At 37.7% G+C, this 24,392-nt stretch carries 20 protein-coding genes; 8 read left to right on the top strand and 12 right to left on the bottom strand.

Features of this window, described 5'->3' with window-relative positions; translation table 11 throughout:
• The first annotated feature begins 101 nt into the window (after positions 1-101).
• Together WBM60_RS09975 and WBM60_RS09970 are read left to right on the top strand one after the other, a co-directional pair.
• A complete protein-coding gene (locus WBM60_RS09975) occupies positions 102-674 on the top strand; it encodes a MarC family protein (RefSeq protein ID WP_424263583.1) in 573 nt (190 codons plus the stop codon).
• Positions 675-721: 47 nt separating this feature from the next.
• Complete coding sequence (locus WBM60_RS09970; RefSeq protein ID WP_299159888.1) at positions 722-925, top strand: hypothetical protein; 204 nt, start codon at positions 722-724, stop codon at positions 923-925.
• Here the strand turns inward: WBM60_RS09970 and WBM60_RS09965 are convergent.
• The 4 genes from WBM60_RS09965 to WBM60_RS09950 form a co-directional block, all read right to left on the bottom strand.
• Entirely contained in the window at positions 922-2,544 is a 1,623-nt protein-coding gene (locus WBM60_RS09965; protein WP_424263585.1) for a S41 family peptidase, read from the bottom strand. The two genes, WBM60_RS09970 and WBM60_RS09965, sit on opposite strands and share 4 nt — an antisense overlap.
• A gap of 16 nt (positions 2,545-2,560) precedes the next feature.
• The gene (locus WBM60_RS09960; RefSeq protein WP_424263587.1) at positions 2,561-2,998 is read right to left on the bottom strand and encodes a deoxycytidylate deaminase; all 438 of its coding nucleotides are present in this window, start codon (positions 2,996-2,998) and stop codon (positions 2,561-2,563) included.
• Between the two features lie 173 nt (positions 2,999-3,171).
• Positions 3,172-3,756 (bottom strand): HupE/UreJ family protein, encoded by a 585-nt coding sequence (locus tag WBM60_RS09955; protein WP_424263589.1) that lies wholly within the window; start codon positions 3,754-3,756, stop codon positions 3,172-3,174.
• Positions 3,757-3,837: 81 nt separating this feature from the next.
• Positions 3,838-4,569 (bottom strand): TerB family tellurite resistance protein, encoded by a 732-nt coding sequence (locus tag WBM60_RS09950; protein WP_424263591.1) that lies wholly within the window; start codon positions 4,567-4,569, stop codon positions 3,838-3,840.
• A 128-nt stretch (positions 4,570-4,697) separates the two neighbouring features.
• Between WBM60_RS09950 and WBM60_RS09945 the strand changes: the two genes are divergently transcribed.
• The 4 genes from WBM60_RS09945 (at position 4,698) to WBM60_RS09930 (ending at position 8,173) form a co-directional block, all read left to right on the top strand.
• The gene (locus WBM60_RS09945) at positions 4,698-5,108 is read left to right on the top strand and encodes a BrxA/BrxB family bacilliredoxin (RefSeq protein WP_424263593.1); all 411 of its coding nucleotides are present in this window, start codon (positions 4,698-4,700) and stop codon (positions 5,106-5,108) included.
• 147 nt (positions 5,109-5,255) lie between these two features.
• A complete protein-coding gene (locus WBM60_RS09940) occupies positions 5,256-5,990 on the top strand; it encodes a lysophospholipid acyltransferase family protein (protein WP_424263595.1) in 735 nt (244 codons plus the stop codon).
• Positions 5,990-6,649: an HD domain-containing protein gene (locus tag WBM60_RS09935; protein ID WP_424263597.1), complete on the top strand. Its 660-nt coding sequence runs from the start codon at positions 5,990-5,992 to the stop codon at positions 6,647-6,649. Before WBM60_RS09940 ends, WBM60_RS09935 begins: the two co-directional genes overlap by 1 nt.
• A 114-nt stretch (positions 6,650-6,763) precedes the next feature.
• Entirely contained in the window at positions 6,764-8,173 is a 1,410-nt protein-coding gene (locus WBM60_RS09930; RefSeq protein WP_424263599.1) for a Gfo/Idh/MocA family protein, read from the top strand.
• 48 nt (positions 8,174-8,221) lie between these two features.
• On the opposite strand, the gene WBM60_RS09925 is transcribed toward WBM60_RS09930, so the two are convergent.
• The 7 genes from WBM60_RS09925 to WBM60_RS09895 all read right to left on the bottom strand — a co-directional run bounded on the left by WBM60_RS09925 (position 8,222) and on the right by WBM60_RS09895 (position 20,110).
• Positions 8,222-9,298 (bottom strand): PA0069 family radical SAM protein, encoded by a 1,077-nt coding sequence (locus tag WBM60_RS09925; protein WP_424277558.1) that lies wholly within the window; start codon positions 9,296-9,298, stop codon positions 8,222-8,224.
• 56 nt (positions 9,299-9,354) lie between these two features.
• Positions 9,355-10,905 carry a hypothetical protein gene (locus WBM60_RS09920; RefSeq protein ID WP_424283033.1) on the bottom strand — a complete coding sequence of 517 codons (1,551 nt, stop codon included), beginning with the start codon at positions 10,903-10,905 and terminating at the stop codon, positions 9,355-9,357.
• Between the two features lie 24 nt (positions 10,906-10,929).
• The gene (locus tag WBM60_RS09915) at positions 10,930-11,712 is read right to left on the bottom strand and encodes an enoyl-CoA hydratase/isomerase family protein (protein ID WP_424263605.1); all 783 of its coding nucleotides are present in this window, start codon (positions 11,710-11,712) and stop codon (positions 10,930-10,932) included.
• A 14-nt stretch (positions 11,713-11,726) separates the two neighbouring features.
• Positions 11,727-13,142, bottom strand: a complete 1,416-nt coding sequence (locus WBM60_RS09910; RefSeq protein WP_424263607.1) for an ATP-binding protein — start codon at positions 13,140-13,142, stop codon at positions 11,727-11,729.
• A gap of 117 nt (positions 13,143-13,259) precedes the next feature.
• The gene (locus tag WBM60_RS09905; protein ID WP_424263609.1) at positions 13,260-13,811 is read right to left on the bottom strand and encodes a CopD family protein; all 552 of its coding nucleotides are present in this window, start codon (positions 13,809-13,811) and stop codon (positions 13,260-13,262) included.
• Complete coding sequence (locus WBM60_RS09900; protein WP_424283032.1) at positions 13,811-16,942, bottom strand: VPS10 domain-containing protein; 3,132 nt, start codon at positions 16,940-16,942, stop codon at positions 13,811-13,813. Before WBM60_RS09900 ends, WBM60_RS09905 begins: the two co-directional genes overlap by 1 nt.
• A 30-nt stretch (positions 16,943-16,972) precedes the next feature.
• Positions 16,973-20,110 carry a WD40/YVTN/BNR-like repeat-containing protein gene (locus tag WBM60_RS09895; RefSeq protein ID WP_424277560.1) on the bottom strand — a complete coding sequence of 1,046 codons (3,138 nt, stop codon included), beginning with the start codon at positions 20,108-20,110 and terminating at the stop codon, positions 16,973-16,975.
• 283 nt (positions 20,111-20,393) lie between these two features.
• Between WBM60_RS09895 and WBM60_RS09890 the strand changes: the two genes are divergently transcribed.
• Positions 20,394-21,281 carry a bestrophin family protein gene (locus WBM60_RS09890; protein WP_424259883.1) on the top strand — a complete coding sequence of 296 codons (888 nt, stop codon included), beginning with the start codon at positions 20,394-20,396 and terminating at the stop codon, positions 21,279-21,281.
• Between the two features lie 34 nt (positions 21,282-21,315).
• Complete coding sequence (locus WBM60_RS09885; protein ID WP_424283031.1) at positions 21,316-22,797, top strand: glycoside hydrolase family 30 protein; 1,482 nt, start codon at positions 21,316-21,318, stop codon at positions 22,795-22,797.
• Positions 22,798-22,803: 6 nt separating this feature from the next.
• Here WBM60_RS09885 and WBM60_RS09880 read toward each other — a convergent pair whose 3' ends face one another.
• Positions 22,804-24,180 carry an MATE family efflux transporter gene (locus WBM60_RS09880; protein ID WP_424283030.1) on the bottom strand — a complete coding sequence of 459 codons (1,377 nt, stop codon included), beginning with the start codon at positions 24,178-24,180 and terminating at the stop codon, positions 22,804-22,806.
• Between the last annotated feature and the right edge of the window lie 212 nt (positions 24,181-24,392).

Raw genomic sequence — 24,392 nt, 5'->3', positions numbered from 1 at the left:
AGGTAATTATTGAAATTTACATATATAAAATATTTGTCCTTCTGTGATCTAAAAACCTTTGGTATGCGTAAATTTGCCAGCTTATTTAATTCAATAGTCCAATGAATTTTAACTTAAGAGAAATAGCCTCGGCAAGTATGATCCTTTTTGCCGTAATAGACATTATAGGCAGCGTCCCTATAATTATCAGTCTTCGAAATAAAGTTGGTCATATACAATCCGGGAAAGCCACTATTGTAGCAGCTTGTATTATGATAGCTTTTCTATTTATTGGCGAGGAAATTCTAAAGCTAATAGGGATAGATGTAAATTCATTTGCGGTGGCCGGAGCCTTTGTTTTGTTTTTTTTAGCTATTGAAATGATTTTGGGGATAGCACTTTATAAAGATGATGCGCCTGAAAGCGCATCTATAGTTCCCATTGCCTTTCCTCTTATTGCCGGTGCAGGTACTATGACCGCTCTCCTTTCTTTAAGGGCAGAATTTCATGTAGAGAACATTATTGTGGCTATTATTATAAATATTATTTTTGTTTATATAGTTCTAAAATCGTCAAAGGCAATTGAAAGGATACTTGGAAAGAACGGGATTAATATAATTCGGAAAGTTTTTGGAGTCATCTTATTAGCTATAGCAGTTAAGTTATTTACTTCAAATATTAACCAACTTTTTTAGAATAGATTGTTGAGAGGAAACAGGGTGAAAAACTAGAAACCACTAAAATGAATAAAACATTATCTATTGTACTTATAATCCTGGCACTTGTACTTATCACTTACAATGTTACTCTTATTGATTTTGATGAGCCCCTGAAAGGAAATAGTGTTGTTGCTTTAATTGGGATTGTGGCCTCTCTATGCGCAATTTTACTGCTATTAATATATCTGACTTCTAAAAAAATTCAGAAAAAAATAGAGGATAATTAGTTGTTGAATTCAATCTGCTTTTTTTCTTTTTGATGAATTGTGGGTAGATCCAATTCCATAACTTTTTGTAGCATGCTGTCTGAAGTTGCCTTTATTTTTGCATTGAGGTTTGAGGTAAATAACTGCTCTGCCAAAGCGCCTTTCAAGTAGAGTTTTATCTTATCTTCAAAATCATAATAATTAATTTTAATATTTCGATCTATTGAGTAGTCTACGAATTTTTCAAAAACTATGTCATCCACATTAAAATCCCGGAGAAACTCTGCTTCGGTATAATTGGTATATCTGTTTCTGTCTTCTTCTAAATGCTCAAATATAAACCTGGACATAAAACCAAGACTTTCCAGGCTTTCAACAGCTTCTTCTTCATTACTGCCAATCGGCACAAAAACATCAGGAATTATCCCGCCCCCTCCGTAAACCACTTTCCCCTTAGGCGTGGTGAACTTCAAAGAATCTGCTACTTTGATGCTATCAACAGAAATCAGCTCTCCGTTATGATAGCGATCTGTGAATTTTTGATAATAGTCCTTATTTCCATTTTTATAAGTCTTTTGAATTGAACGACCCGTAGGTGTGTAATATCTCGATACTGTCAGGCGAACGGCTGAGCCGTCTCCCAGTTCCATTTCTCGCTGAACCAATCCTTTGCCAAAAGATCTGCGTCCAACTATTGTTCCTATATCGTTGTCTTGCAAGGCTCCTGCTATTATTTCACTGGCGGACGCAGAGCGTTCATTTATTAGAACATAGACTGGTTTATCTTCGAAATTACCCTTTTTTGTAGCAAAGGTTTTTTCTATTTTCCCTTTTTTATTTTTAGTATATAAGATTAACTTCCCATCCTGCAAAAATTCGTCAGCTAACTGTTCTGCAATTCCCAGATAACCTCCGGGATTATCTCTCAGATCAAGAGTTAGCTTTTTTGCCCCCTGACGCTGCAATATCCGCAGTGCCATGTTGAATTCTTTATAAGTAGATTCGGCAAATCTGTTTATTTTAATATATCCTATATCAGGGGTAAGCATATAATATGCCTGAACGCTTTTTATTGGTATGCGGTCTCGCTTAAGATTTACCTTAAATAGTTTATCCTCAGATTTACGATAAACCTGAAGTTGAACTGACGAACCATTTTGTCCTTTCAATCTATCTACAATAACGTCACTTGGCAATCTCTTGCCATAAAGGGTATCATTTCCTGCCATCAGTATTCGATCTCCTGCCTTAATCCCTTTAAGAAAACTAGGCCCTTTTTCTACAGTTCGTATTACCGTGATAGTATCCTTATACATATAAAAATTTATCCCTATGCCAACAAAATCACCTTTCATATTTTCAGCAACCCGAGTCATTTCACTTTTGGGAATATAAACGGAATGAGGATCCAATTTATCCAGAATATTATTTACGGTAACATCTACTATACTATCCGTATTAATGTCATCAACATACTCATAATCAATATAATCTATAAGTCTGTTAAGCTTATCTTTTTTAGAATTGGTTGTAAATAATTTCTCTGGAGTATCATTAAAGTGAAGTTTCCCACCCACAAAGATTCCGAGGGACAAAGCCAGAGCTATGATTGTTGGCCATATATAATAACGTTTCTTCATTTAGTCTAATTATAATTTAAACAGCGCCTTCAATAACAGGAAGGTGCTGCAATTCCACCCCTGCCCTTTTTAGAAATTCTAATCCTGAATTATCTTTATACTCAATTTGATATACCACACGTTTTATGCCAGATTGGTGAATAAGCTTACTACATTCACGACAGGGTGATAGCGTTATGTACAAAGTAGCACCTTCACAAGACTGAGTTGAAGCAGCTACCTTGGAAAGAGCATTAGCTTCAGCATGTAAAACATACCATTTGGTATATCCTTCATCATCCTCACAAAAATTTTCAAATCCCGTAGGTGTGCCATTATACCCATCTGAGATAATCATCCTATTCTTAACCACAATAGCTCCCACCTGTTTGCGTTTACAATAGGACAATTTACCCCATTCATGAGCCATTCTTAAATAAGCTTTATCGTATTTTTCCTGTTTACTTTGTCTCACCAAAAAGAATCTTTGTATGCGCCATTTTATTCAGGTAAAGCACTAAGATACCTGCTTTGGGAAAGTCCCACAACCTTATATGGTTAATTTTTAATTAAAACCGTTGTCTGGTATATCTAATCTGTTAAAACATTTCTCCTCCAAACCAAAGTTGATTTAATAGATGAATTATTTTACCAGAGCCAACTATTTATCAGCATAGGTATTGTAAGTAATACTATAACCGAGGAAAATAATACCGTAAATACTACCCTTTTCATACCCAGCTTATTTTGCATTATAAAGGCCAGTATTAATATTGAAAATATTACAATGACCTGCGAAATTTCTATTCCGCCGGCAAAACCCAGTAGAGGTCCTATCTTTTCATCTTCATCACTCATTAACATATTGAAGTAATTAGAAAATCCAAACCCGTGTATTAAGCCAAAAAAAGTCGTGGCAAATTCAAGCAGGTATCCTTTGCTTTTAGCCTGGAACACAATAGTCCGCACTATGTTAAACAATGCAGTTAACAATATGGTTAACGGAATTAAAAATTCAACTAACTGGACGTCAACCTTAACAAATGAATAGGCAGATAAGAGTAAAGAAAGACAATGAGCGATGGTAAATAATGTCGCTAATACAATTACTTTCTTCCAGTGCTTAAATGTAAAAGGAGCCGTAAGGGCGGTCAGAAATAACACATGATCATAAGCCCCCCAATCTAAGACGTGGTGAATTCCAAGCTTGCAATAGAACCAAAAATCATACATGAATATTCTTTTTAAAAATAAAAGAGTTCAGCAATTAAACGTTAATGGACATGAACATCATTACAGGATTCCAAAATCTCATTAAATACCTCTTTCCTTTTGTATCTGTTCATAGGCTCTCTGAACTTCCTTGAACTTTTCCTCTGCCCCTTTTTTAATCGCCTCATTATCTGTAATCACCTTATCCGGGTGATACTTTTTGGCCATTTTCCGATATGCTTTTTTAACTTCATCATCTGAAACCGCCTTTTCTATTTCCAATATCTTATAAGCATTGTCAGCAGATTTTATAAACATTGCCTTAATACTTTCAAAATCATGGCTTCCCACCCTCAGGTAACCGGCTATTTCCTTTATTTTTTCGATTTCTAGATTACTCACCGCTCCATCAGCCTGTGCAATCCCAAAAAGAAAATGCAATAATTGCAACCGCACTTCATAGCGCGTGCGCTGATTCAGGTACGTACAGATTCGTTGAGCAGATATCTCTCTGTTTTTAATAACCTCATTAAATGTTCTAAAAATAGCATTGGCTTTTTCCTTTCCGTATGTGCTTAGAAAGTATTGTCTGACATAGTCTAATTCTCGCTGACTTACTTGTCCATCTGCTTTAATCACAATAGAACAAAGTGAAAGGAGGTTTAGTTCAAAATCTGCCGGGGACACCTTCTGTCTTGTAAAATCACTAAAGACTGTTCTTCCGCCAGAACTGCTATTTAAATTATCTATAAAACTGCCAACTAAAAAACCCAAAATAGCTCCAGGTAAACGGAAAAGAAAATAACCCAAAATTGCGGCGAACCACCTAATCATAACAGTAGTAAAATTTGCGCAAATATAGGATAATATGAATGAATCCGTTACTTAAAGAATGGTTAAGCTTTTGGTTAAGGATATTACAATTTCACTATCTTTGCCAATAATTTAATAAAAAAATGCTTATGTATCCTGAAGAATTAGTAAGACCAATGAGAGCAGACCTGGCTTCAGCCGGATTTGAAGAATTATATACCGCAGAGGCAGTTGAAAAGTCCATAAAACAGGAAGGTACTACCTTGGTAGTTGTGAATTCTGTATGTGGCTGTGCTGCTGCGAATGCCAGACCTGCTGCGAAATTAAGCCTGGAAAATGGCAAAAAACCAGACCATCTTATCACTGTTTTTGCAGGTGTAGATACGGAAGCCGTAGATGCGGCAAGAAATCTGATGATTCCATTTCCTCCCTCATCACCAAGTATGGCCTTGTTTAAAAATGGGGAATTGGTACATATGATAGAAAGACATCATATCGAAGGAAGACCTGCAGAATTGATTTCAGAGAACTTAATGCAGGCATACGAGGAATTCTGCTAACATTAGATGTGCCAGTTCTATAAATTCCCTGGAATTTATGGTAGGTTCATTGAGGTTCAAAGACTTCATTTAGAACAAATGTTTATTAGATAACATAAAAAATGGTAAAAAACCGCTTCTATAAAAGCGGTTTTTTATTTTTGTGTCATGCAAAAAATATTGGCTTATCCACTTACCGTAATATATTTTATCTTTTTTGGATTAGTCTTGGTAATATTTCATCCCATTCAATGGGTTTGCTTCAATCTTTTTGGTTATAATGCCCATAAAAAAAGTGTAAGCATCCTCAATTTATCACTGATAAGATGCACACATGTTCTGGGAACCAGGTATACCTTTACCAATCCCTACAAAATACCTAAAGACAGGCCCCTTATTATAGTTGCAAATCATCAAAGCATGAATGATATCCCTCCTATAATATGGTTTATGCGCGCACATCATCCCAAATTTGTGAGCAAAATTGAACTTGGGAAAGGTATCCCCAGCGTTTCATATAACCTTAGACATGGCGGATCTGTACTTATTGACAGAAAGGATGCCAAACAGGCCCTGATGGAAATATCCAAACTTGGTCGGTATATTGAAAAATACAACAGAAGTGCGGTTATTTTTCCGGAAGGAACCAGAAGTCGGAACGGACATCCGAAAAAGTTTCAAAGAACGGGCTTAAAAATTCTTATGAAACAAGCGCCCTCTGCATTAATTGTTCCTATAAGTATCAATAATTCATGGAAAATGCTTCGTTATGGTAAATTTCCATATGGGATTGGATCACATTTAACCTTTAAAATTCATCAGCCGCTTAATAATAGTGGAAATCCGGATGAATTAATTGATAAGGTAGAACAAGAGATAACTAACGGAGTAACTTCATTTTAATGAACCGGAAGGCCATTTTAAAAAAGACAAAAAAATTTGTCAAACAAAGGTTTAAAGGCGCTGAAGGAGGCCATGATTGGTTTCATACAAAAAGAGTTTTAGCCAATTCTGTTCATATAGCTAAAAAAGAAAACGCCAATCTATTTGTAGTTCAACTGGCCGCGCTATTGCATGATATTGCGGATGCCAAATTCCATGATGGTGACGAAACTGTGGGTCCTAAGGTAGCTTCTGAATTTATGATAGAACACAATGTGGATCAATTAAGCAGGGAACACATTGTTAAAATTATTGAATCTGTATCATTTAAGAATAGCTTTTCCAACACAGATAATCCTTTTAATTCTATTGAATTGCAGATAGTACAGGATGCGGACAGGTTAGATGCCATTGGTGCCATTGGTATAGCCCGGGCGTTTAACTATGGTGGTTTTAAAAACAGGGAACTTTATAATCCAAAAATTACCCCAAATAGGTCAATGAGCAAGGAAGAATATAAGAAGTCTGATTCCCCTACAATCAATCACTTTTATGAAAAATTGCTGCTTTTAAAAGAAAAGATGAATACGTCTACCGGTAAAAAGCTGGCAGAAAAGCGTCATGCCTTTATGCTCAGTTATCTGGACCAATTCTATCAGGAATGGGAGGGTATAAAATAACTTAATTTTGATTTCAATACATACGTTTATCTGAATTAACGAAACACATTCACTTTAAAGGGATACGTCCTATTTTTTTGTATATTCTGTCCTTATTTTAAAATCTACTCCACTATGAAAAGAAGAATATTTGTCAAAAAAGTAGCAGCATCTTCTACTGCTTTTTCAATTGTCCCCAGCTTTGTTTTAGGGAAAGGTCATGTGCCTCCCAGTGATACATTATATGTCTCAGCCTTTGGTGTGGGTGGCCGTGGTGCCGGGGTTATGAGGGGTCTTGATATGACAAATAAGGTAAAGTATGTTTCTTTATGTGATGTAGACGATCGCAGAGCGAAAAGTAGTTATGATAAATATCCAGAAGCAAAACGATATAAAGATTTCAGAAAGGTATTTGACAACCATTTAAATGATATAGATGCCATTATGGTGGCTACCCCAGATCATACACACGCGACTATTGCTTTGCCTTTTATGCGCGAAAAAAAACATGCCTATGTAGAAAAACCACTAACCCACAATATTAGGGAGGCCCGATTAATGACAGAAGTTGCCCGGGAAAATGGAATTGTTACTCAGATGGGTAATCAGGGGGCTTCCAGTGATGGAAGCCGGGAGGCGAAAGAATGGATAAAATCCGGGGTAATTGGCAAAATAGAAAGAGTTGATTGCTGGACGAACAGGCCTGTTTGGCCCCAGGGAGTTCCGGTACCTACCCAAATAGATCCCATTCCACAAGGACTCGATTGGGATTTATGGTTGGGTCCTGCGGCAATGCGTGATTATAATGATTCCTATCTCCCCTTTAAATGGCGAGGCTGGTGGGATTTTGGAACCGGAGCATTAGGTGATATGGGTTGTCATATCATGGAAACTCCTTTTGGAGTGCTGGACCTTGGATATCCTACAGAGGCTGAAGCTAGCTGTACTACAAATTGGGTAGGCGATTTTATTGAAGCTGATTATAGTGAATCCTGTCCTTCTTCTTCTTTGGTCAGGCTTAAATTTAATACGGCTGAGCATGGTGATATTGCCTTAAACTGGTATGATGGGGGTTTAATGCCTGATCTGCCTGATGAATTAAAAGATGATGAAAAAATTGGAGATACTGGTGGAGGTACAGTGTTTTACGGATCTAAAGGAATTTTAGTTTGTGATACATATTCCAGAAATGCCCGGTTGTTACCTTCTGAGAGGATGCAACAGATAAATGCACCTGAACCTTATTTGAAAAGAATAGCAGGGGATACCGGCGGGCATCAAAGTAATTGGGTGGAAGCTTGTTTAAATGGCTCTGAGACTTCCTCGGATTTTAAGCGTTCAGGACCTTTGACAGAGGCTGTTTTAATGGGTAACCTGGCTATCAAGTCTTTTCAGTATAAAGAACCAAATGAAAATGGCCGTGGATTTATATATCCGGGGAGACGCAAAATACTATGGGATGGTGAGAATATGAGGGTTACTAATTACGAAAAAGCCAACGAATGGGTAAAGGGGACTTATCGTAAGGGCTGGGAACTTAGTTAAGATGTAATTTTTCTTATCTTCTTTAATAAAACACAACACAAACCAGGTTTAGGTGAATAGTTTCCATTGACCCTGTTTATATTGTTCGTGTAATTCTCTGTTTAACTTGGAAAATGATCTTCCCTTGTAATATCTCAATTTAGCTAATTTGGCCATTTCCTGTATTTGATAAGCAATATGGCCTTCACCCTTGCTTCGCAAACCAAATCTGCTATCATTTAATGTGCCCCCATGACAAGATGCTATAAGGCCTAATACCTTTTCTGCCCTATCAGGCATGACTTTCCTGATCCAATCTGTAAAAATAAGGCCAATGGCGCCATTCAATCTAACTATAGTATAAGCAAAAGAAGACGCGCCATGGTCAGCTGCCGCCTTTGCTAAATTTATAATTTCATGACTGTTTATGCCCGGAATAATTGGAGCCAGCATGGCATTAACCGGGATTTTATTCTCAGCTAAAATGGCAATTGTTTCAAGACGTTTCTTAATAGTTGTTGTTCTGGGTTCTAAAATTCTTCGAGTATTTTCCGAAAGCGAAGTAATTGAGATATTTACTCCAATCAACCCGTGATAATTCAATTCCTTCAACAGGTCCATATCCCTTAAAATCAAAGAATTCTTGGTGATGATACCTACAGGATGGCGGTACCTCAAAAATACCTCAAGGCAAGCTCTCGTTATTTTAAATTCCTGCTCTGCGGGCTGGTAACAATCTGTATTTCCCGAAAGCACAATGGTAGCAGCTTTCCATTTATCACTTTTTAATTTAGCCTCAAGGAGCCTTGCAGCATCTTTCTTTACTAAAATCTTTTGTTCAAAATCTAAACCCGCACTTAAGCCCCAGTATTCATGGGTATTTCTGGCGTAGCAATATATACACCCGTGTTCACAGCCCTGATAAGGATTCATCGAATATTCCATCCCGACGTCGGGACTGGTAACTTTATTTACGATTGTTTTAGGGAAAACAGGTAAGTATTGTGTTTTCCTTTGTACGGCCTCTTCACCTTCCTTTCTGCAAAACTCAAGAAAATCTTGCTGTATTTCGTGAATGTGTTTAAGAAATTTGTTTGGAGTATTTTGCTGTGCTCCTCTTCCCCTAATAAAATTTTCTTTATTCAAAATGTGGATTTATTCCAAATTTATGGAATTATTCCTATTTAGACAATTTTATAAATTTAATTGATAGAGACATTCACTAATTGTTTTTTAGTTCCTCTTTTAGCATAAAACAAAACCGCGTTATCGTTGAAGTCCATTAGAGGTTTTGAAACCATAAGCGGCAAGCGAGCTTCTTTATCATCAATGATTTTTTCATAACTCATTTTACCATGTTTGTCCAATTGAATGACAAAAACATTTCTATTCCTGCTCATACCCTGTTTAAAAATTACACGGTCATTATTGAGTAATTGCGGATTTTCAGCTGAGCTACTTATAAAAAAGTAGGTATTATCATTTTTAGTATAGGAACAATAAGATGCATAGGCGCCGTCACCCTGTGTTACTTCCGATTTATTAATATTTCTGGCCCAAAGCATTTCACCTTTTAAATTGAGCTTGGCGCTCACTATATCATTGTGATGAAAACGTTCAACCCTTAGTCTGCCTCCGCTTGAATTGGCCTGTACACTTGATGTAACAAAATACTCCTCAGCATTAAAGAGTATTTCATCATCCTGAGTAAAGCTTACATTTTTAAATACCAGATTCTTTACCTGTTCAGCATCCTCCGTTCCAAACTTGTCTGACATAAATTGATTTGAAAAAGGATTGTATTTCCTTATTTGGATTTCAAGTGTTACTGGGTCTAATTTAAAATAACCCAATCCATTGTACCTGTTATCCTTACGATCGGCATAAAACCCAACACAAATAAGATTCCCGTTTCGGAGAATAGGCTTTAAAGCTTCAGAGAATTTACCAGGGCCGTCAAAATTTTGTGTAATGGCACCTTGTTTTGACAGCATAATAAGTTCATACTGAAATTTACGTTCTAAGGCGGTAAATCTTTTCTTCTTAAAATAAGCTTTCCCAATAATGTATACGCGTTCCATGTTTGGGGAGACCACTATATTTTCAAAAGCATAATTCTTATCCTCTATTTCATTGGAAAAATCCTGTTCGAATATCTTATTAAGCGAAGCATTAAATAAATATATATTGTGTTTATTAATCTTTCCCTTCTTAAAATGTGTGCTAATTATAAATGCACTTTTATCATCGTTAAATAATGCCGTTGTGGTAAAACCAGACGAAAAATTTCTGTTGTAATAGTTGCGGTCATATGGTTGTTGCACCTGATCTGACTGAATTGAGAGCAACTTTTCTTCGGTAAAATTGAAATTTAATATAGGACTGCGGTGAACTATATAGTCATATGACAAAGTTTCCCAATTATAGTCCAAAAACAGCAAATATAATTGTCCGTTTTTTAAGAAACCTTCTATAAGATCAGGTCCTTTTAATTTATAATTATATTCTGAGATCAGTTCAAGATCCTTATTATAATGCTCTATAAAATAACCCTTAGGTTTCAGGATCATTCCTGTATAGTAGGATCTAACCAAGACTGTTCCGCCTGTTCCATCCTCAGAAATAGAGACTAAATTAGAATACTTATATCGGTCGTCATATTTTTCTCCAAAATCATAGGAAATAGGCATTTTTTGCGCGTAGGTAAAGCCAGCAGTAAAAACCGCAAAAAATAATATAAAACGAATTTTCATGATAGATTAAGAATTTTAAGCGTATCAGGTTCCGGGAAATTCTGCTTTTCTTTTTTCTAAAAAGGCAGTAGTGCCTTCTCTAAAATCAGCTGTGCCAAAACAGCTTCCAAATGCATTTATCTCGGTTTCAAACCCTTTCGCATTATTCTTAAAACCCGCATTTACCGCTTTTATTGCATAAGAAATTGCAACAGGTGAGTTATTCGTTATTTTGCCTGCTATTTTAAGACATAGTGGTAAAAGTTCTTTTTGCGGAACCACATAATTTACCAGACCGTAGGATAGGGCTTTTTCTGCGTCAATCATTCCGGCCGACATTATAAGTTCCATCGCCCTACCTTTTCCGATTAATTGAGGCAGGCGTTGCGTTCCGCCATAACCTGGAATCACCCCAAGAGAAACTTCAGGCAGGCCCATTTTGGCATTATTACTGGCAATTCTGAAATGACAAGCCATGGCTAATTCCAGTCCGCCGCCCAGCGCAAAACCATTGACAGCTGCAATGACTGGAGTAGATAAGTTCTCTATAAGGTTAAAAAGAGCCTGTTGCCCTTTTGCTGCAAGTTCTTTGCCTTCCTTTACTGAATAGTTTGCGAATTCTGAAATATCCGCTCCGGCTACAAAGGCCTTTTCACCATTCCCGGTGAGTATTATAGCTCGTATCTTTTTGTCCTTGGCCAGAGCCTTAAATGCCTTACTTAAGTCCTTAATTGTTGCTCTGTTTAACGCATTTAATTTTTTTGGTCTGTTAATAATAACTGTTGCCAGGCTATTATTATGCTCTATCAGGATATTTTCAAAGTTCATCTATAGTTATTTTATTAATTTTTTACTCCTTTTGGAAACATAACAGTGAATACGGTTCCTTTTCCAAGTTGTGAAGTAAAATTAATACTCCCGTTATAGGTTTCAACAATATTCTTCACCATGCCAAGGCCTAAGCCCATCCCACTGGATTTAGTTGTAAACTTGGGTTCAAACACTTTATCTTTAAAGCCATCCTGAATTCCAATACCGTTGTCCGCCACTGATATTTTTACTTTATCTCCATGAGAAACTACCGAAACCAGTATTCTTGGTGATTCCACTTCCGGTACTGCTTGTATAGCATTCTTCACCAAATTAGTAATTACACGGATCAACTGGGTGCGGTCTAACTTTGCAATAATTTCCTCTTCATCAGCCATAAAATGTATGTATTTTTCATTAAAAATGTCCAATGCCAGTTTAACTATTTTTACTACATTCAAATTTTCATTCTGTTGAGCGGGCATTTCCGCAAAGCTTGAAAAAGCCGAAGCAATGCTGCTCATTGTATCTATTTGTTGAATCAAAGTCTTGGAATATTCCTTTACCTTGGTTTGTATATCCGGATCCTCAGGATTAAATTTTCTTTCAAAACTTTGAACACTTAAACGCATAGGAGTTAGCGGATTTTTTATTTCATGAGCTACTTGCTTGGCCATCTCGCGCCAAGCCTGTTCTCTTTCACTCCGTGCTAGTTTGGCTGCGCTTATTTCCAGTTCATCAATCATCTCATTATATGAATTAATAAGTTTTCCTATTTCGTGCCCCGGATTTTCAATAAAGATTTTTTCATTTCTTCTGGTAATGTCAGTCTGCGTAATTTTTTCGGAAATAGTTTGTAAAGAACGGGTGATGTATTTTGAAATGAAATAAGCCAAAATAATAGCAATAAGCAACATAAACAGATAGACAACACCCAGGCGCATCAGGAATTCCTTCAGTTCCATGTCGTTGAAGGAGTTATCCTGAAAATATGGTAGATTTAATATACCAATTGGTTTAAATTTATCATCAGTAATATAAGTATATGAAGCCTGATATTTATCCCCCGCAGCAGTATCGTCAAGCACATAACGCTTGTCCGCGGTATTTGATAACATATTAATTATTTCCGATCCCAAGTGAAGCGATATGGAGTCATTTCTGAATCTGGGTTTTGAGCTCTTGATTAAATTCCCCTTAAGGTCATAGATATTGAAGTTTACGTTTTGGACATCCGCAATCCGATAAATTTCATCTTTAAATATCAGTGCCAGATTTTCTGTAGTTACCGGATATGTAGTTTCCTGTAAAGTATAGGCAATACTCTGTTTAATCTGACCTTCCTTCCGCTCCAAACGGACCTGGTGATAATCTTTTGATTGCTCCCTGTATTGGTAAATAGTCACTCCGGCTATTAATACTGATGCTATAACCACCAGTAAAATCATAGTGACAAAAATTCGGGATCTAAGGGATAACTTTTTAAGCAAGGAGTCCTGATTTGAGTTTAAAGATAACAATAATCAAGCCAAAGCAGTCAACGAAATACCCCAAATTAAATGGGATTACGCATTGGGATTCTTATCTCTAATCCTTTTGTACAACCGTATACCAAGCATAAGAAGAATGCCAAGAACAATCAGCCCCAATACCCCAAAAATCCAGTTGAAAGTACCCTTTAATATTACTAAAAAGGTAACTGCAAACAGAATCACTGTGGCACCTTCGTTCCAGATTCTCATAAAATTGGAAGTATATTTTATTTCATCGCGCTGTAATTGAAGATATATCATATGTGTTTTCATATGATAAACAATAAGTAATACCACAAACAACAATTTAATATGCATCCATGGTTGCTCTAACCACCCCGGTATTAAGAATAACAACCAAAAAGCAAATATTGTGCATAAAACAGCCGAAGGCCATGTTATAATGTACCACAAACGTTTTGTCATTAGTTTAAGTTGATCAGAAAGTATTTCTTTATCCGGAGAAGGCTTATCAGTTGCTTCAATATGATAAATGAACAATCTGGGTATATAAAATAACCCTGCAAACCATGTTACTACAAATATGAGATGCAGTGCTTTAATATAATTATAGTATTCCTCCATTATTTATTATATCTAATTGCCCCGATACCGGCCTCCCACAATTTTTTATTAAAATCCGGCAGTTCTTTATCTAAAAATTCATTTCCACGCATTTTTAATAGCGACCATTCTTTATCTAATTCATTTTTTCGAGTCCTCGATGAAGTATTAACTCTTGGAATTTTACTGTTGGTTTCGTCTATCAAAAATAAATATTCAGCGGTAAATTTATTTGGAAAATTTTCCACATCGTCATATGCCTGGGATTTGCGTTGAATCATCTCCTCATCCCAAGCATTCAATTTGTTAAAGAGCGTCATCCCGGCCTTCTTAAGAGTAGTATCCTCAAGGTCATTTATGATATCTATAAGTTGCGTCTTTGCACTAAAAAGTGTATTTATCATCTGGTGCATTTGGGTAACATTTTGCTCCAATTCCGTCATAAATGCATCATAAACGGCATATTGGCCCTGCTGAGTTTCAAAACCTGGTGTTTCAAGAATTTTAGCTGTAGTATTTACAGTTTTATCACCCTGTTGTAATCTAATAGTATAGGTTCCCGGGGGTGCCTTATGACCCCGGAAATTAGCTTCAATATATACATCGGGGATACCTGGAATTATTGGATAAAGCATGTCCCATACAAATCTGTTTAATCCCTCTTCCTTAGAAAGAACCGGGGCCGGAGGCGGTCCTCCACCGTTATGCTTTTTATAATTTAGATCCCTTTTGGAATTAAACTTCCGGATAAGGTTTCCCTTGCTATTGAGTATTTCCAGAGAAATTTCGGTAGAATCAGAGCTCTTGGGTAATTCATAATACAGTACTACCCCATTAGCAGGGTTGACACCGGAAAAAGGGTCTGTCCCTTTAAAACTAGTCGAATTTTTATTTAAAGGGCTGTCCCAGGAACCATTATATGCATCCTCAGGCTCCATTATTTTTAAATCTCCATTTTTTGTTTTGTATTGAGCAAGTGCACCGAGGTCGTCTAATATCCAAAAAGATCTTCCTGAAGTAGCCACAATCAAATCGCCTTGATGCACCATGAGATCCGTAATTGGCGCTATAGGTAAATTAAGCTGAAACGGCTCCCATGAGATGCCTCCATTCCAGGAAATATAAACTCCCTTTTCGGTGCCTGCATACAGAAGATTTTTACGTGAAACATCTTCTCGAACCACCCTGGTAAATGACCCGTAAGGTATTCCGGAACTAATATTTGTCCAGCTTTTACCATAATCCGTGGTTTTGTATAATGCAGGTGTGTAATCATTAAACTTATATCGGGTAGTTGCAATGTAAGCAGTAGCCGGGTCATGTGGAGAAATGTCAATAGCGTTAACCAAACATTCTTTTAACCCTTTTGGCGTTACGTTTACCCAGGTAACCCCTCCATCCTTAGTTAAATGAACAAGACCATCATCACTTCCTGTCCAAAGCACTCCCTTTTCATGGGGCGATTCAATAATATGAGCTATTGTGCCATAATTTTCAGCGCCTACCGCTTCAACGGTATAAGGACCTCCTCCTTTGCCTTGTTTGTCGTCCATATTTCGTGTTAGGTCTGGAGAAATTTCTTCCCAGTTGAGGCCTTTATCCCTTGTTCGCAAAACCAATTGGGCACAATGATAAAAAGTGTCGGGTTCATGTTGAGATTTTATTATTGGGGCACTCCAGTTATATAGGTATTTCATATCCCTGGCAGCTCTTCCTAAATACTGAATGGGAGCTGCCATGATTTTTGTTTCTGACTTGGTATCCATATCCAGTATTTCGATAGTCCCTAAATAATTTCCGCCCATAACATACCTGGGGTTATCAGGGTCAAATGCCAGAAAAGCACTTTCACCACCTGCAGCATAAGTCCAATCGCGTTCAGTAATTGCCTCCCGGCCTAATGAGAGGCTGGCAATTTTTACGGAGGTATTGTCTTGTTGCCCACCATAGATATTGTAAGGAAAAAGCCTGTCTGCATTTATACGGTAAATTTGAGCAGTAGGCATTATATCCTGGGTAGACCATGTTTTGCCTTTATTATACGTGATTGCGGCACCACCATCGTCCGCTATAACCATGTTTTTTGAATTATCGGGATTGATCCAAAGATCATGGTAATCACCATGCGTTCCCGTTATTAATTCCCATGATTTTCCGCCGTCAATAGATCGAAATGCAGAAGCGCTCATAACATATACCGTATTTTCATCATTAGGATCTGGAAATACTTCAATATAGTACCAGGCTCGTTGCACCAATCTGTTATCACCACTTACCATGCTCCAGGAAATTCCGGCATTCTCAGACACAAACAATCCTCCCTTATCCTGCTCAGAATCACTTTCAATTAATGCATATACTTTATTAGAATTAGCGGGGCTTACGGCTATAGCCATCTTACCCTTTTCATCTGGTAGACCTTCATGTATTTCAAACCAATTTTCTCCTCCATCCACAGATTTATATAACCCACTTCCCGGGCCTCCACTAATAACTATATTTGGCTTCCTTTGATGATGCCACATTGCAGCGTAAAGCACCTCTGGTGTATTGGGATCCATTGAGAGTTCCGAACATCCGGTAAGTGTATTTACAAATAATACTTTCTCCCAGCTTTCTCCACCATTAATAGATTTATAAATTCCGCGTTCTTCATTAGGGGCATAAAGTGCTCCCTGAGCGGCCACATATACAATATTTGGATTGTTAGGGTGAATTACAATCCGCGAGATATGCTGGGTTTTACTCAACCCCATCTTTTTCCAAGTCTTTCCTGCATCAGTAGATTTATATACGCCATCTCCATAAGAAGTCATTACTCCTCTGGGTGCATGCTCACCCATACCGCAATAAACAACATTTGGGTCAGAGGCCGAGACGGCAACTGCTCCTACAGAACCGGTTTCAAAATATCCATCAGATATATTTTCCCAACGTTGACCAGCATCAGAAGTTTTCCAAAGGCCCCCTCCTGTAGTACCCATATAATAAGTTAAAGGATCTCCAATAACACCAACCGCTGTTACAGATCTTCCTCCACGAAATGGCCCTATATTTCGATACTTAAGTGGTTTAAAATAGGTTTGCGCATCCTGAGCAAAGCTCAGACTAACTGCAAATACAAAAACTAGCAATAGGTAAATTTGTTTCATAATAATGGTATGGGTTCTATTGTGTAAAAACTATTCTTCTATAAAGAGGTAATTCAGGTTTAAATCATTAAATGCTTTATTAAATTCTTTGATTTCCTTATCAACCATTGCATCAAAAGCTCTAAGTTGTGTATTAATCTTTGTGGTTAATTCATTTTTTACAGCAATATCCTGCTCGGTTGGTGGAAAATCATCTATTGAGGCCAAACTATTCAAATGGGCCAATTTATTGGTAAGCCGAATTGGAAAATTCAAAGGATCCTGACCGCTTCTGTTTTTTGTTTGGTATAAGGCTTTTTCAATCTCCTCAAAACCCTTCTTCATTTCCTTCGCTTTTTCCACTAAATCGGCGGTTGCGGAATTTCCTTTATATTGTTTCGTAAAAGCATCCAACTGGGATGTGATTTTGCGTATTTTCTTGATAGATTGATGTGCTTTATCGACAGTTGCATTTACATCACTGACAAAATCGTATTGCATTTGCATATCAGCGACAGTAACTTCGGCTCTTGGATCTGGCAAAATAGTAAAGGTTTCTGATATACTTGTGCCATTTCTGTTTAAATAAACTTTATAGGATCCGGGGACTGCCTTTGCCCCCTCCAGGTTTGCCGACCATAAAATCATCCCCTCTAGCTTTTCTGCTCCTTTGCCACGAGTATCCCACACATGGGTATTGCCTTCATTTTTAACTTTTAACTTTTTATCCTTTTTAGTACTATAAGTGCTAAAATTAGCCAAAGTATCGCCTGAGATAGACATGTAAGTTAGTGCTATGCTATCTTTCTTATCCCAGTCTTTTATGTAAAACTGAGTCACTACGCCCCCCGGATGGTTTTGCCCTTCTGTTTTTGAAGGTTCACTTGCAGCCCGCCCTTTGGTCCTGTATGCATCTTTAGGTTTATAAAGTATGGTAGCGGCATTTTTTTTCGACGTATCAACTTGATGCAGCACCGTAAGGTCATCTATAATCCACAAACTGCGCCCCTGGGTTGCTACTATAAGATTGTCATCCTTGATAGTAAGATCCGTTACAGGGACTATGGGCAAATTAAGCTGAAAAGCCTCCCAGTTTTGCCCATCATTAAAGCTAATATACATGCCGGTTTCGGTTCCAGCATACAACAGACCCTTTCTTTTTGGGTCTTCCCGAAGAACTCGCGTAAAGTGTTCTTTATTTATACCGTTCGTTATTTTTATCCAGGTTTTTCCAAAATCATTGGTTTTGTACAAGTACGGCTCAAAGTCGCCCAACTTATAGCGTGTAGCCGCCACATAACATGTGCCCTCATCAAAAGCAGAAGGCTCAATACTGTTTATCATACTCCATTCGGGCATCCCCGAAGGTGTGACATTTTCCCAGCTTTCACCACTGTTGCGCGACACATGAATTAGGCCGTCATCACTCCCAACCCAAAGCAGACCTTCTTTCAATGGACTTTCATTTGCTGCAAAAATGGTGCAATAATACTCAACACCGGTGTTGTCCTGTGTAATTGGTCCCCCGCTCGACAGAAGTTTATCCGGATCATTTCTGGTTAAATCCCCACTCAATAGTTTCCAGCTTTGTCCCTCGTTCTCACTCATGTGTACATGATTGGAAAAGGTGTATAATTTCTTTGGATTATGTTTGCTAAAAATAATAGGGAAATTCCATTGAAAACGGTATTTCATTCCTTCGGCTCCGTAACCCATTGGATTATCGGGCCACACATTCACTCCGCGAATAGTTCCGGTCTTGTGATTTACTCTGGTTAAAAAGCCTCCATAACTTCCTCCATAGACAATATCATTATTTAAAGGATCTACAGCAATGTGGGCTGATTCACCTCCGGCTGTATTTTCCCAATCATCTTCACTGATACTTCCACCATCACTGCGATGTTTAATCCGGACCGTTGAATTGTCCTGTTGGGCTGCATAGATTCGAAAGGGAAAATCATTATCCGTGGTTACCCTGTAAAACTGTGCGGTAGGTTGATTGTAATACGTACTCCATGTTTCACCTCCATCATACGAAATCTGAGCTCCCCCATCATCTCCAATAATCATCCGTTGTGAATTTTCAGGTGCTATCCACAAGTCGTGGTGATCCCCATGCGGAGCATTAAAAGTATTAAAAGATTTACCTCCATCTGTTGACTTATGGTAACGTACATTTAGAACATACACTACATCTTCGTCCTCAGTATCGGCATATAAACGGGTATAATACCACGCCCTTTGTCTTAGCTTTCTTTCGCTATTAACCTGTGTCCATTTTTTACCTCCGTCTTCACTTCTATAAAGACCTCCTTTTTCCTTTTGTTCAACAATGGCCCAAACACGTTCAGAGTTTTTAGGTGATACGGTTACACCTATAATTCCCAAAGTATCCGTTGGGAACCCCTCATTTTTTGAAATTTCACTCCAGGTTTCTCCACTATCTGTACTTTTCCATAAAGCAGAACCATCACCACCGCTGCTTAGGCTATAAGGTGTTCTTTTTGCTCTCCAGGTAGATGCATACAAAATTCGCGGATTGTTCGGATCCATAACCAGGTCAACCGCACCCGCCTGCTCATTTACAAAAAGGGTATTACGCCATGTAGTACCCCCGTCTGTACTTTTAAAAATACCCCGTTCTTGAGTTGGTTTATATATATTTCCTAATACTGCAGCATATAAAATATCTGGGTTATCCGGATGTATTCGAATACGCGGTACATGTCTGCTTTTTTTGAGGCCTACTGACTTCCATGTCTTACCGGCGTCCTCAGTTTTCCAGACACCGTAACCAGAAGATACATTCCCGCGTAAAGTTTTTTCACCGCCGCCAACGTAAATAACATTAGGATCACTTTTCGCAACTTCCACTGCGCCTACACTGCCTCCAAAAAAACCATCTGAAATATTCTCCCAACTCCTGCCACCATCCGTTGTTTTCCAAACACCACCTCCGGTGGAACCAAAATAAAATAGATTTGGCTCTCCAGGCACTCCGGTGACTGCAGCAGAACGCCCACCGCGAAAAGGACCCACCAATCTATATTCAAGACTTGAATATAATACTTCCGGGTATTCGGTTTGGGTATTAGAATTGGTGCGTTTTTTTTGAGCGTTTGTAAGGGAGATGAAAGAAAAAACAGCCAAAATTATAAGTCCGGCTTTCGAAGTAATGATCTTCATATTAAACTTATTTGAATTAATGGCTAAATGTAGGAAAAAAGTAGGGAATTGAGAATGTAATATCCGAACAGATGATTTTATTTGAATAAACTAATTCTATCCATCTTTTTAAGTATTGAATGTTCCTAATTAGAAGTGATTTGGATTCTTTGTGCAGAAATATTCCCTAATTTTAGGTATTGGAAATTTATTAGAAAATTCAACATGCTAAGACAAGCTGATTTAACGATCACAGGCTTGTATTTCAAAGATCAAGAAAGAAGTAAGTATAAAGAAATAGCCAATGATATTAGAAAAGAGAATACCATTAAAATATTGGTTCAAAGAAATAAAATGGGATTTGCTTATTGTCAGTGTGTTTTCGGTACTCATCTATTTTTTTAAACTTTATGTAGTTAACCTGGACATTCCTTTAGGTATAGGAACATTTTTAGGAACAGCTATTGCCTTGTTATTGTCTTTTAAGTTGTCACAATCCTATGACCGTTGGTGGGAAGCCCGAAAAATTTGGGGGGCCATTGTCAATGATTCAAGAACTTTTGTGATTCAACTAAAACAGTTCATTAAAGAACCCGAGAGCAGTATTGTGAAAACTATGGCTTATAGACAGATCGCCTGGTGTTACGCACTCGGGCAACATTTGCGAAAGCAGGATGTGCTTGGTAAATTAGAAGACTTCCTTTCTAAGGATGAAATAATATCTATAAAGCACAAAAACCATGTCCCTCTGACTTTACTGGACCATCATGGACAAAATGTAAGAAACCTTCATAAGGAAAAATCACTCAATGACTTCCAACAAATTCAGTTAGATACCACAATTTTGAAACTTACAGCCTCTATGGGCATGGCTGAGCGTATAAAAAATACAGTGTTTCCCAGAACGTACAGAAATGTGCTGCACTTTTTTATCTATATCTTTTTGTTATTGCTGTCTTTGGCACTTGAAGATGTCTATGGGTTTTTAGAGATCCCGTTATTAATTTTTATTTCCATCCCTTTTTTTATGCTCGAAAAAATTGCCTTTGTCATTCAGGATCCCTTCGAAAACTTTCCGACTGATACCGCTATGACTAGCATTTCACGTAACATTGAGATCAATATTAAAGAACTTCTAGGGGAAAAAGAATTACCTGAACCTTTAAAGAATAAAGGATTTTATATTATGTAAATGTTTTCTAATTCTGTTATAAAATGTAAATCTTATGTTTTTATACTTATTTAAAAAGTTAGCCCAAAAGATTAATTGTCTTAACAATTTACTCAGTAAAACGTATTCAATATTTGGAATTTTCATTGTTCTGGGTGTTCTCTTAAGCTGTAAGGGACAGCCTGGTTCAGAAGATACCACATCCACAGCAATAGTATACCTCACTTCACTCGACCAATCCCAATTATTAAACAAAGTCGCAATTAAAAAGAGTGCTGTTTCTGCAACCTCCCCTGTTGAATCGACAATTACCGTGGACCCTTCTACCTCCTATCAGATAATGGATGGTTTCGGATATACGCTTACTGGTGGTAGTGTATTGCATTTACAAAAGATGACTGCTCTCTCCAGAGGCAAGATATTAGAAGAACTATTTGGCAAAGGTGATAACAGTATTGGCGTGAGTTATTTAAGAGTAAGTATTGGCGCCTCGGATCTGGATGAATTTCCCTGGTCCTACAACGACCTCCCTTCTGGCAAATCTGATCCTGATCTGAAACATTTTTCAATGGCCTACGATACACTTTATCTGATCCCTACTTTAAAGGAAATACTTAAAATATCACCGCAAATAAAAATTATGGGCTCCCCCTGGTCACCACCGGCATGGATGAAGGATAATAAAGATACACGCGGTGGCAGCCTCATAAAAGAATACTATCCCGCCTATGCCAATTATTTTGTAAAATATATAAAAGCCATGGAAGCTGAGGGTATCCCAATTGATGCTATTACCGTTCAAAATGAACCTTTGCATCCGGGTAATAATCCAAGCCTCTTAATGTTAGCCAAGGATCAGGGGGAATTCGTAAAAAATCATCTGGGACCTGCTTTTAAAGAAAATGGAATTGAAACTAAAATTATCCTGTATGACCATAATGCAGACCGGCCAGACTATCCTATTTCTATCCTGGACGATCCGCAAACTGCACAATATGTAGACGGCTCAGCATTTCATTTATATGGGGGCACCATAGATGCCCTATCCAAAGTGCATAATGCGCATCCTGAGAAACATCTCTATTTTACTGAACAATGGATAGGTGCTCCCGGCAATTTTGAGGAGAATCTTAGTTGGCATATAGAAAATCTTATTATTGGTGCGCCCAGGAATTGGAGCCGAAACGTATTACAATGGAATCTTGCAGCTGATGAAAATCAAAAACCACATACAGATCGGGGTGGTTGTACTCGTTGTCTTGGAGCTATTACGATAAAAGGTGATAGTATAATTAGAAATCCGGCCTACTATATTATTGCTCATGCTTCCAAATTTGTACCCCCTGGTTCTGTTAGAATAGATTCTAACCAGGAAGAGAACCTACTTAACGTAGCCTATAGCACTCCAGAAAATAAAACAGTAGTAATTTTGCAAAATAAGAATAATGAGACTATTGCTGTTGAGCTCAATAAAGAAGGGGAAAAGTTAATAATTACTTTAGGTGGTAAGGATATAGCTACATTGGTTTGGGAATAATAGATCTCAGACTAGTGTCTTTTTGATTTCTTTTCTTAAATAAAGCCCGGTAACTAAGGTTGCTAATACATCTGCTATGGGAAAAGAGATCCATACACCCAGTTCTCCTAAAAAATTTGGTAAGGTCAGGATTAAAGGAATAAAAAAGAATCCTTGCCGCGTTAAAGTAAGGAGCAAAGCGGGAACCGCTTTCCCGACAGCCTGAAAGTAGGCAGCTCCTATTAGCTGGAGTGCAATAATGGGTGTTGCGGCAAAAACCCATCGCATTGCGGAAGGAGTATGTTCCATTACAAAAGCATTTGTTGCTATTTCCAGAGCGGGCATATCAGGTTTATCGCTTAAAAATAAAGATGTAATCTCTGCAGGAAAAATCATAAGAAGGACAAATACCAGGGTAGCTACAGAAGCGGCATATATAATAGCTGTTTTAATTGATATTCTTACCCTATCATACTTTTGTGCCCCATAATTATAGCCTGCAATAGGAAGGAACCCTTGAGTAACTCCAAATACAGGGAAAAGAGCAAACATTAGCATTCGTCCAATAATGGCGTATACGGCTACCATTGGTTCACCCCCAAGGGCAAATAAAATATTGTTCATAAGTAAATAGGTGATACTTGTTACCGCCTGACGCGAGAGGGTTACAAATCCCAGGCCCCCTATTTCTTGTAAAATATCTCTATCTAATCCAAAATGAGACCAATTAATTTTTAATTCAGAATTTTTGGATCTGAAAAAATAAAAAATATAGGCAAAACACATAAGGTAGCCTGCCGTAGTTGCCCAGGCTGCTCCTGCCATTCCCCAATCAAAGACATAAATGAATAGGTAGTCCAATACGAGATTTCCTATTGATGGTATAATCATGGCAATCATGGCAAACTTAGGTTTCCCTTCAGCGCGAATAACCGTATTACCCATCATACAAAGAGCCAAAAAAGGTACTCCATATAAAACTATAGTATAGTAAATCTTTGCAGGATCAAATATAGCACCCTTGCCTCCGAATGCAGGAATTAAACTGTCTACATAGTAGAGACCTAGAACCACCATAGAAATGGTGACCAACAATGTGAGCGTGATCTGATTTCCAAAGGTTTTTAGTGCCTTTTCATTATGATCTGCGCCAAGAGCACGAGAAATAATACTGCTTCCCCCAATTCCAATTGCCATTCCCAATGCTGCAATAAAAAAAGAAACCGGCAGAACTACATTAATGGCCGCTATGGCAATAGAACCAATCCAGTTCCCCACGAATATAGTATCTACTAATATATTGAGTGACATCACAAGGATGCCAATCGAAGCAGGCACTGCTTGCCTTATAAGAAGTCTTCCAATGGGTTCGGCCCCTAATTGATCTGAGGAGACTCTAGCCATTATAGTGCAATGATTATGAAAATATACATATACTATTAGATGATTTCACCTTTTACAAGTCCAACGATAATAAATGAATGCTAATCATTAAACCGGCAGAGTTTCATTGCTATGCCAATGGTTTATCCACTCCGCCATTAAAGCTACCCAGGAATCACTCTCATTTAAGCAAGGAATATGTATATAACCCTCACCGCCTGCTTCCATGAATT

The organism is Eudoraea sp. (genome assembly GCF_049669105.1).
GTDB lineage: Bacteria > Bacteroidota > Bacteroidia > Flavobacteriales > Flavobacteriaceae > Eudoraea.
The sequence above is the reverse complement of the archived record's forward strand: the minus strand, read 5'-3'. Positions and strand labels throughout refer to the sequence as shown.

Bases quoted from the DNA above. Each gene is read 5' to 3' on its own strand.
- WBM60_RS09975 (WP_424263583.1), top strand. From the start codon at position 102: ATGAATTTTAACTTAAGAGAAATAGCCTCGGCAAGTATGATCCTTTTT.
- WBM60_RS09970 (WP_299159888.1), top strand. From the start codon at position 722: ATGAATAAAACATTATCTATTGTACTTATAATCCTGGCACTTGTACTT.
- WBM60_RS09965 (WP_424263585.1), bottom strand. From the start codon at position 2,544: ATGAAGAAACGTTATTATATATGGCCAACAATCATAGCTCTGGCTTTG.
- WBM60_RS09955 (WP_424263589.1), bottom strand. From the start codon at position 3,756: ATGTATGATTTTTGGTTCTATTGCAAGCTTGGAATTCACCACGTCTTA.
- WBM60_RS09950 (WP_424263591.1), bottom strand. From the start codon at position 4,569: ATGATTAGGTGGTTCGCCGCAATTTTGGGTTATTTTCTTTTCCGTTTA.
- WBM60_RS09945 (WP_424263593.1), top strand. From the start codon at position 4,698: ATGTATCCTGAAGAATTAGTAAGACCAATGAGAGCAGACCTGGCTTCA.
- WBM60_RS09940 (WP_424263595.1), top strand. From the start codon at position 5,256: ATGCAAAAAATATTGGCTTATCCACTTACCGTAATATATTTTATCTTT.
- WBM60_RS09935 (WP_424263597.1), top strand. From the start codon at position 5,990: ATGAACCGGAAGGCCATTTTAAAAAAGACAAAAAAATTTGTCAAACAA.
- WBM60_RS09930 (WP_424263599.1), top strand. From the start codon at position 6,764: ATGAAAAGAAGAATATTTGTCAAAAAAGTAGCAGCATCTTCTACTGCT.
- WBM60_RS09920 (WP_424283033.1), bottom strand. From the start codon at position 10,905: ATGAAAATTCGTTTTATATTATTTTTTGCGGTTTTTACTGCTGGCTTT.
- WBM60_RS09915 (WP_424263605.1), bottom strand. From the start codon at position 11,712: ATGAACTTTGAAAATATCCTGATAGAGCATAATAATAGCCTGGCAACA.
- WBM60_RS09910 (WP_424263607.1), bottom strand. From the start codon at position 13,142: ATGATTTTACTGGTGGTTATAGCATCAGTATTAATAGCCGGAGTGACT.
- WBM60_RS09905 (WP_424263609.1), bottom strand. From the start codon at position 13,811: ATGGAGGAATACTATAATTATATTAAAGCACTGCATCTCATATTTGTA.
- WBM60_RS09900 (WP_424283032.1), bottom strand. From the start codon at position 16,942: ATGAAACAAATTTACCTATTGCTAGTTTTTGTATTTGCAGTTAGTCTG.
- WBM60_RS09895 (WP_424277560.1), bottom strand. From the start codon at position 20,110: ATGAAGATCATTACTTCGAAAGCCGGACTTATAATTTTGGCTGTTTTT.
- WBM60_RS09890 (WP_424259883.1), top strand. From the start codon at position 20,394: ATGATATTAGAAAAGAGAATACCATTAAAATATTGGTTCAAAGAAATA.
- WBM60_RS09885 (WP_424283031.1), top strand. From the start codon at position 21,316: ATGTTTTTATACTTATTTAAAAAGTTAGCCCAAAAGATTAATTGTCTT.
- WBM60_RS09880 (WP_424283030.1), bottom strand. From the start codon at position 24,180: ATGGCTAGAGTCTCCTCAGATCAATTAGGGGCCGAACCCATTGGAAGA.